Origin of the sequence: Nesterenkonia sp. F, from assembly GCF_000220985.1 — a bacterium.
Lineage (GTDB): Bacteria > Actinomycetota > Actinomycetes > Actinomycetales > Micrococcaceae > Nesterenkonia.
The window spans coordinates 1-8,482 of the sequence record NZ_AFRW01000131.1; the positions used below are offsets into that span (position 1 = coordinate 1).

General features: G+C 72.8%; 6 protein-coding genes and 1 tRNA gene. 4 read left to right on the top strand and 3 right to left on the bottom strand.

The window, feature by feature from the left end; genetic code table 11:
• The 3 genes from GU5_RS0112270 to GU5_RS0112280 all read right to left on the bottom strand — a co-directional run.
• A partial coding sequence (locus tag GU5_RS0112270; RefSeq protein WP_139084445.1) for an iron chelate uptake ABC transporter family permease subunit occupies positions 1-854 on the bottom strand: 854 nt, incomplete at its 3' end.
• Positions 851-1,912 (bottom strand): iron ABC transporter permease, encoded by a 1,062-nt coding sequence (locus GU5_RS0112275; RefSeq protein ID WP_010525868.1) that lies wholly within the window; start codon positions 1,910-1,912, stop codon positions 851-853. The genes GU5_RS0112270 and GU5_RS0112275, both read right to left, overlap by 4 nt.
• A gap of 31 nt (positions 1,913-1,943) precedes the next feature.
• On the bottom strand, positions 1,944-2,990 hold the full coding sequence (locus tag GU5_RS0112280; protein ID WP_010525869.1) for an iron-siderophore ABC transporter substrate-binding protein: 1,047 nt from the start codon (positions 2,988-2,990) through the stop codon (positions 1,944-1,946).
• A 306-nt stretch (positions 2,991-3,296) separates the two neighbouring features.
• Between GU5_RS0112280 and GU5_RS0112285 the strand changes: the two genes are divergently transcribed.
• The 4 genes from GU5_RS0112285 to GU5_RS0112300 form a co-directional block, all read left to right on the top strand.
• Positions 3,297-3,370 (top strand) — tRNA-Arg (locus GU5_RS0112285).
• Between the two features lie 1,003 nt (positions 3,371-4,373).
• The gene (locus tag GU5_RS17320; protein WP_010525870.1) at positions 4,374-6,533 is read left to right on the top strand and encodes a DUF2207 domain-containing protein; all 2,160 of its coding nucleotides are present in this window, start codon (positions 4,374-4,376) and stop codon (positions 6,531-6,533) included.
• Positions 6,534-6,811: 278 nt separating this feature from the next.
• A complete protein-coding gene (locus tag GU5_RS0112295; protein ID WP_010525871.1) occupies positions 6,812-7,615 on the top strand; it encodes a DeoR/GlpR family DNA-binding transcription regulator in 804 nt (267 codons plus the stop codon).
• Positions 7,612-8,482 (top strand): 1-phosphofructokinase family hexose kinase (locus GU5_RS0112300; RefSeq protein WP_010525872.1); only part of this gene is annotated, 871 nt, incomplete at its 3' end. The genes GU5_RS0112295 and GU5_RS0112300, both read left to right, overlap by 4 nt.

The window sequence follows — 8,482 nt, forward strand, 5'->3', positions numbered from 1 at the left end:
CCCAGATCCATGGGCCGCAGTCGGTGGGCGAGCAGCACCAGCGCCGGCAGCAGCACCGCCAGCGCGACGCCGATCAGCACGGCATGCTCCATGCTGCGGGTGCCCAGCGAGCCCATCGTGTAGGCGGCGAGATCGTGGGCGGCATCGTGCAGGGCGACGGCGACCACGTAGTGGGTCAGCGCAGTGGCCATCGAGGCGACGCCGATGCCGGTGACGATCACCCGCGCCGGCGAGACGAAGCCCACTCCGCTGGCCCACCAGACGATCAGGATCGCGATCCCGGCGCCGGCCACCGCGCCGATCGGAGCCGGGACCGTGCCGCTGCCGAGCAGCGTGGTCATCGCCACACCCGCCCCGGCCCCGGCGCCGAGGCCGAGCACGTCCGGGCTGCCCAGCGGGTTGCGGGTGACGGTCTGGAACAGCGACCCGGACAGTCCCAGGGCCAGCCCGACGCCGACGGCGACCAGCAGTCGCGGGCCGCGCAGCCGCTCGAGGACGAACTGCACCTTCGCGTCGGCCTCGCCGGCGAGCGCGGCGGCCGCCTCCGCGGGCGTCACGCCGAGGCTCCCGGCGGAGAGGGTGACCAGCCCGCCGATCAGGATCAGCGCGCCCAGCACCGCGGCGACGGTCAGGCTCCGCGGCGAGACCGGCAGCGCGACGCGGTCGCCGAGGCGCAGCATCCGCGGGGCGGCGCCGTCGGAGCCGGGGCTGACCGCGACCGATGCCGGCGTCGCCGTCCGTGTCGTCGTCCGTGTCGTCGTCCGTGCTGTCGTCCCCCGCGGCGCTGCGCGGTCCGGCGGGACGACGGATGCCCCCGGCGTCTGCTCCCCCGCGCGCTGCGTCGTCGTGCTCATGCCGCGACCCTCCCGCGACGGACGGCGACCAGCAGGAACGGCGCGCCGACGAAGGCGGTGACGGTGCCGACCATCACCTCCTGCGGCCAGGCCACGAGCCGGGCGACGACGTCGGCGGCCACCAGCAGCGCCGCGCCGAACAGCACGGCGACGGGAATCTGCACCCGGTGGTCGGCACCGACCAGCGCCCGGACGATATGCGGCACCGCCAGCCCGACGAAGGCGATCGGGCCGACGGCGGCGGTGGCCGCGGCGGCCAGCAGCGTGGCCGCGGCGATGGCACCGAGCCGCACGCGCGCCACCGGAGCTCCCAGCGAGACGGCGACCTCCTCGCCCAGAGCCAGCGAGTTCAGCCCCGAGGCGCAGGCCAGCGCCAGCAGCAGCCCCAGCACGATCGTCGGCAGCACGGTGACCAGCGTCTCGGGCGACGCCGCGACGAGCGAGCCGACCACCCAATGCCGGTAGGAGTCGAAGACCTCGGGCCGCAGCAGCGTCATCGACTGCACGTAGGCGCCGAGCACCGCGGAGACCACCGCGCCGGCGAGCACCAGCGGCACCACGGAGGAGCCGCCGGCACGGCGGCCCAGCAGGTAGGAGATCAGCACGGCGACCACGGCTCCGGGCAGCGCGGCGAGCACGAGCATCTGACCGGTGGCCGCCCCGAGCAGCGCGGTGACGGTGACGACCGATGCCGAGGCTCCCATCGTCACGCCCAGCAGCCCGGGCTCGCCCAGCGGATTGCGCGTCACGCCCTGGATGAGCACTCCGGAGACCGCCAGGGCGGCTCCGACCACGGCGCCGGTGAGCAGCCGCGGCACCCGGCCGGCGAGGACCATCTCCATGAACGGGTCGCCGTCACCGGTCAGTACGCGCCAGACCGGACCGACGTCGACCGATCCGCCTCCGACGACGAGGCTAGCCGCCGAGGCGACCAGCAGCACTCCGGCCGCGAGCAGCAGCGCCGACGCCGCCGGGACGCGACGACGGCCCGCCGCCGGGGGTGCGGGCGACGGGTCGACGTCGGAGGCAGGTCGTCCGGACGCCGCGGCCGTCGGCAAGGTCGCGGCGGACGCCGGGCAGGTCTCCGGCTCAGTCCTGGTCGAGCTCAGCGACGGCCTCCTCGATCATCGGGATGTAGCGCTCCAGGACCCACGGCACCGTCAACGGGTTGATCATCGACGAGGCGGTGACCAGCGACGGGTCCTCCGGGGCGACGACCGACCCGCGCTCGACGGCGGGGATGGACTGGTAGAGGTCCTGCGACTCGATCTCCTTCCGCGTCTCGGCGTCCGAGTAGAAGGTGAAGATCAGGTCCGAGTCGGAGAGCATGTCGGCGTTCTCCAGTCCGATCATCGCCGAGTCGGTGCCTTCGACGTCATACTCCTTCAGCTGCTCGCTCTCGGTGACGGGATCCGGAGTGAGCCCGAGCTTGTCGACCATCGCCGCCCGCTGCTCGCTCGGGTAGAAGACGCCGAGGGTGCCCGGGCCGTCGTTGTAGATGTAGGAGTAGGTGATGTCCTCCCACTCCGGACGGCTGGCTTCCTCGAACTGGGCCTCGATCTCCTCGATGAGGTCCTCGGCCTGATCCTCCTTGCCCAGCGCCTCGGCCACCGTCTCGATCTGCCCGTCCCAGGTGACGGTCCAGGGCTCCTCCTCGTAGGCGACGGTCGGCGCGATGTCGGAGAGCACGTCGTACTGCTCCTGGTCGATGCCGGTCCAGGGGGCCAGGATGACGTCGGGCTCGAGGTCGACGATGGCCTCGACGTCCATCTCCTCGCCGCCGGTGAACAGCTCCGGCAGCTCGTCGCCGTTCGCCTGGACCGCCTCGTGGATCCACGGCAGATATCCGGAGTCGTCGGCGCCCCAGGGGTACTCCTGCTTGCCCACCGGAGTCACGCCGAGGGCGATGGCGGTCTCGGCGGAGCCCTGACCGAGGGCCACCACGCGCTCGGGGTCCCCCTCGATCTGCGCAGTGCCGAGGGCGTGCTCGATGGTGATCTCTCCGGAGCTCTCGTCGGCGGCGGAGCTGTTCCCGCCGCAGGCGGAGAGCGTCAGAGCGGCCAGGGACGCGACGGCGACGGCCGGCGTCGCCCGCCGCAGAGTCGGGTGAGGAGTCGGGCGTGTACTCGTGGGCATCGGGAAGGACCTCCGGTGTCGGTGCTCGTGACGGCGGCCCGGACGGGCCGCGAAGGATCCACCGAGATGATTAGATCATCGATGGATGACTCAATGCGAGTAAGCCTACCCTAACTGACACGCCGCCGTGAGCGCGGAGCGCAGGATGGCGCGTTCGACGCTCTGACGGACTGCTGCAGACCGACTTCCCGCCGCACCGCGTGGCGTCTCGCACACCAGGCGGCCCGAATTTGTCGACCCCGATCGGTGGATGTATAGTCGTACAAGTCGTGATCGCGGGAAGCGGTCACGGAGACAAGTGAAGATGCGCCTATAGCTCAGCTGGATAGAGCGTCGGTCTACGGAACCGAAGGTCTGGGGTTCGAATCCCTATGGGCGCACGGATAAAGAAAGCCCCCGCATCCCAGTCAGCATCGGGATGCGGGGGCTTCTTCGTGTCGCCGCAGGGACGACGTGCGAGGTGCTTGGTGCAGCCAAGAGTGTAGCCGTCCCGCCGATTCACGCAGGGGAGATCCGGCCACGCTCATAGGCCTTCTGCACGCCACGCCGGTCGCGCCACATGCCCCGCGAACCTTCCAGGGTCATAGCGTCCAGCAGGTTCCCAGCAGCTACCCGGCCCGCAGTCATGACTCGTGTGTAGCGTGGCAACCGCCTCATCAAGGTGCGAGTGATCCGACCCCCGGATCGGCCGTCTGTGCGCCCCCTCAGCGCTGGTCGATCCGGGGGTCTTCCCTGTCCGGCATTCATGGCGCGATCCCAGCCGGCTCTCGGGACCCCCTCAGGATGCGACTCTATGATGTTCTCCACCTCGCACCCGGGGAAGCGAGGCGCATCCTGTGTGTCGGATGCACGGCCTCCGAGCGGCCCTTCTGTGACGTGGATACGCGGGTCATCTCGGAGGTCTCCCCGGCCAAAGCTCTCCGCACGTGAGTCACCCCCGTCAGCTTCCAAGAGTGTTGCTTCTCCGGCAGGATGAGCAGTGTTGGCCGGTGCCGACCGACCCCTTCCCCACCGACCTGGCGTCTGGCCCCGGCGACGAGCACTCGGCACCGCAGCCCTGCCGCGAGTCCTCGATCGAGTGGCGGCTCACCGCAGCATCTCCCCTCCCGACACCGCGTGTCGCCGGGCAGTTGCCTCCGGGAGTCGCCACTCGACCTCCGGTAGGAAGCGCCCCTCCCCTGCTCCTCCCCGCACGGGCGCTCCGTCCTCTAGGATGCGAGCATGACCTACCTGCTGCGCCGCATCGCTCGGATCATCGTCAGTCAGCTCCGCCGCCGCGGCGGCCGGAGCCGCTGACGCCGCTGGCCGGGCCGCACCCAGTACCCTGGCAGGGCGACCAGTCCGATCGGTCGCCGTCGAGCTGACCAGGAGGGGGATTGCCCGATGCCCAGGCTGTGGCGTCGTCTGCCGGCCGCCGCGGCCAGCGCGGCGCTGATGCTCGGGATGGTGCTGGGCCTGGCCGGCTGCAGCCCGGATCCCGAAGACGACGTCGTGCGCAGCCTCGACATCGCGATCGAGATCGACAGGCACGGTACTCTGCACGTCACCGAGACCTACTCCTGGGATTTCGGCACGCGCGAGGGGCTGGGATTCCGGCGTGATCTGATCCGCCGCGAACCCGCCGAGTCGGGCGAGGAACAGCTGCGCGTCTACACGTACGACGACTTCGAGGCCTCCAGCTCCAGCGACGCTCCGGCCGACGTCTGGACCGAGGAGGATGGCGACGTCCTCAGCGTCGGCGTCGGCTCCACCGAGGAGCGCGGCGAGACACGGACAGGAGTCCAGGGCTACGAGCTGAGCTACACCGTCGACGGCGCGATGACCACCACGACGCCCGCCGACGCCGACGCCGACGGCTCACCCTCCCCTGCCTCGCCCGACCTCCCCGAGGGGTCCGCCAATCCGGGCCGTCCGTCCTCGGCCCCCGCCACGCGGCAGATGCTGCACTGGAACGTCACCGGCCAGCAGTGGCAGGTGCCGATCGAGCATGTCGACACCACGATCACCGCCCCCGCGACCCCGCTGCGGACCAGCTGTCAGGCCGGCGACGTCGAGACCATCCGCACCTGCCGGGTGGTCGAGGGCGAGGAGAACGTCACCGTCTCCGCCGCGGAGCTCGAGCCCGGCCAGGGGCTGACCGTCCAGGCGACCTACCCACCGGGGACCGTCGACGACGCCGCACCGCAGCTCATCACGCCCGACTGGAGCAGCCCGCACCGCTACTGGCCCGCGATCGCGACGGTCACCGGTCCGGTCTGGACAGTGGTCGAGGCCTCGGCCGCCCCGCTGCTCGCCGTCGTCGCGGTGGTCGCCGGGATCTGGATGATGCGCCGCATCCGGCGCGACCGGGACGACTCCTTCGTCGGGCTGACACCTGGGGCCCTGCCCGCTCCGGACGCCGTGGACACCACACCGACGACGCCGGCGCACCGCCGCGCGAAGCCCCCGGCCCGTCCTGCTCCGCCGGAGCGACTCGCGCCGGCCGAGGCCGCCCTGGTGGTCGAACGCCGCCTGCCGCCGCGGGCTGTCGGGGCGACGCTGCTGGATCTGGCCGCCCGCGGCCATGTGGAGCTCGTCCCGGTCGATCACTCCGACGAGGACGCGGACGACGACGTCGACACGTCACCGACCGTCCCGGCTGAGCCGAACACCTGGCTGGCGCGCCGCACCGCGCCGCGGCGACCCGACGCCCTCGCCGACTTCGAGGCCACGCTGCTCGAGGGCCTCTTCGGCGACGGCGAGGCCGCGGACGGCGACCAACGCGAGGACGACGCCCCGCAGGCCGACACGCCCGCGGAGTCCCACGCCGTGCAGCTCGACGATCCGCCGGACGGGCTGAGCGACGCCGTCGCCCGCATGGACGAGCAGCTGCACCGCCGGATCGCCGAGCGACACCTCTTCCGCGAGACGATCGACCCGCGCCGGAGTCGCCCCCGCTGGGGTCCGATGCGCACCACCGCCGCGATCGTCGGCTCCGTCGTCGGCGCCCTCGCCGCCATCGTGGCCGCGAACGGCTTCACCGACAACGCCCCGCTCATCCCGGACTCGGCGGCCGGGCTCGCCGCCGTCCTCGCCGGGCTCATCGCGCTCTGGCTCGTCCTGGAGCTCGCCGGACGGAAGCTCGGTGTGGGGCGCACCGGCCTGGGACGCGCCCACGCCGAGCAGGTCTGCGGCTTCCGCCGCCACCTGGCCGAGACGACGCCGGAGCAGCTGCACGACGCCCCCGATGCCCGACGCATCTCCCGCCACCTGGCGTATGCCGTCGCCCTGGGCGTCGCCGAGCAGTGGGCCGCCGCCCTCGATCAGCTCGGCGATGGCATCTCCGCCGAGACGGCGCGCGCCCTGGGCCTGGCAGACGTCCCGTCCAGCATGACGACCATGCAGCCGGGGATGATGCTCGCACTCGCCGGCTCGACGGAGTCCTTCGGCCACCAGGCGGTCGTGCCCTCCAGCCCCGGCGCCGCCGGAGGCGTCGTCGGCGGAGGAGCCGGCACGGGCATGCCCGGCGGCGGCCTCGGCGGCGGAGGCGGCGCGGGCCGCTGAGCCGCGGCCGCGGACGAGTCCTCGGTCAGGGCCGCGGCGAACTCCTGCACCCTGCGCTGCCGCACCCCTGCCCTGCCGCGCGTCATCGCACCCCAGGCTGCCCGGGTCACTCTTCACCCCGCCCATCTGATCCCACCCACCTCCACACAAACCCACTGATATGTGTTGCAAACACAGATGAACACAGATACAGTCGGTCATCATCGGCTCATACGTGCCGCGCATCACATTCACCGCGCCGCCCCTGCGGCGGCTCCGAGCCCGGAGGGATCACACTCATGGCTCTGCTCGCCCCGGAACGTCACGACCGCATCCTCGCGCGTCTGCGCACCCGGACGACGGCGACGGTCCAGGAGATCTCCGACGAGCTGGAGGTCACCAAGGAGACCGTCCGCCGGGACCTGGACGCGCTGGAGCGCGCCGGCTCCCTGGAACGCATCCACGGCGGTGCGGTGCTGGCCGGCTCCGGCGCCCGCGCCGAGACCCCCTGGCGCGAGCGCCAGTCCCGCCGGGCCGAGCAGAAGCGCGCCATCGCGACCGCTGCGCTGGACTTCCTGCCGCCCAGCAGCGGCTCGGCCGTCCTCGACGCCGGCACGACCACTGAGGCGCTGGCCGATCTGCTCGCCGACGGCGCCGCGGCTCCGCCCGCCGCCGAGGGAGGGACGCGAGCGATCATCACCGATGCAGTGCCGATCGCCCAGACGCTGGCCGACCGCCCGCACCTGGATCTGGAGGTGCTCGGCGGCCAGGTCCGCGGGATCACCGGCGCCGTGGTCGGCGACCAGGCGCTGGCCGCGCTGGCCGCCCGCCGGGTCGACGTCGCCTTCCTGGGCACCAACGGCCTCGACGCAGCCTTCGGCCTCTCCACCCCGGACGCCGCCGAAGCGGCGGTGAAGGCGGCGATGATCCGCTCAGCCCGCCGCAGCGTGCTGCTGGCCGACGCCACCAAGCACGAGGTCTCCTCCCTGGTGCGCTTCGCCGAACTCTCCGCACTCGACGCGGTGATCACCGACGCCGAACCGCCCACAGCGCTGCGCGCCGCCCTGGACGAGGCCGAGGTCGAGGTGGTGATCGCGCGATGATCGTCACCGTGACCCCGAATCCGAGCCTCGACCGCACCGTCGAGCTGGATGCCCCGCTGACCCCGGGCGCAGTGCAGCGCGCAGTGCGTGCCACCTCCGAGCCCGGCGGCAAGGGCGTGAACATCTCACGGGCGCTGGTCGCGGCCGGCCGCGAGACCCTCGCGGTCCTGCCCGGCGACGAGGCCGATCCGATGATCGCCGCGCTGGCCGCCGTCGACGTCCCCCGTGCGAATCTGCCGACGGGCGCCCCGGTGCGCACCAACGTCACCGTCACGGACCCGCAGGGCGTGACCACCAAGATCAACGAGCCCGGCGCGGCCCTGGACGACGCGCAGGTCGCCGCGCTGCTGGATCTCGCCGTCGCCCGCTCCCGCGGCGCGCAGTGGGTCGCCTCCGCCGGATCGCTGCCGCCGGGCGCTCCGACGGATCTGCATGCCCGGCTGGTCGACGCCCTGCGCGACCAGCTCGGCGACGACGCTCCGCAGGTCGCGGTCGACTCCTCCGGACCGGCGCTGGCCGCGGCCGTCGCCGTCGGACCGGAGCTGATCAAGCCCAACGCCGAGGAGCTGCTCGAGCTGGCCGCGCTGCTGACCGAGGACCGCGACGGCGACGGCGCTCCGGCCGACTGCCCCCAGGCTCGGCTCACCGAGGAGCAGCTGGAGGCCGACCCGTCCGCCGCCGTGGCCCTGGTGCGCCGCCTGCAGTCCCACGGCGTGCGCGACACGCTGGTGACCCTCGGCGCCCGCGGGGCGCTGCTGGTGCCCGCCGATCCGCAGGCGACGGTGCTGCACGCCGACGGTCCGTCGCTGACCGCCCGGTCCACCGTCGGCGCCGGCGACGCCTCACTGGCGGGTCTGCTGCTCGGAC

Excerpts from the sequence above, each read along its gene's own strand:
- GU5_RS0112280 (WP_010525869.1), bottom strand. The coding sequence starts at position 2,990 with ATGCCCACGAGTACACGCCCGACTCCTCACCCGACTCTGCGGCGGGCG.
- GU5_RS17320 (WP_010525870.1), top strand. The coding sequence starts at position 4,374 with ATGCCCAGGCTGTGGCGTCGTCTGCCGGCCGCCGCGGCCAGCGCGGCG.
- GU5_RS0112295 (WP_010525871.1), top strand. The coding sequence starts at position 6,812 with ATGGCTCTGCTCGCCCCGGAACGTCACGACCGCATCCTCGCGCGTCTG.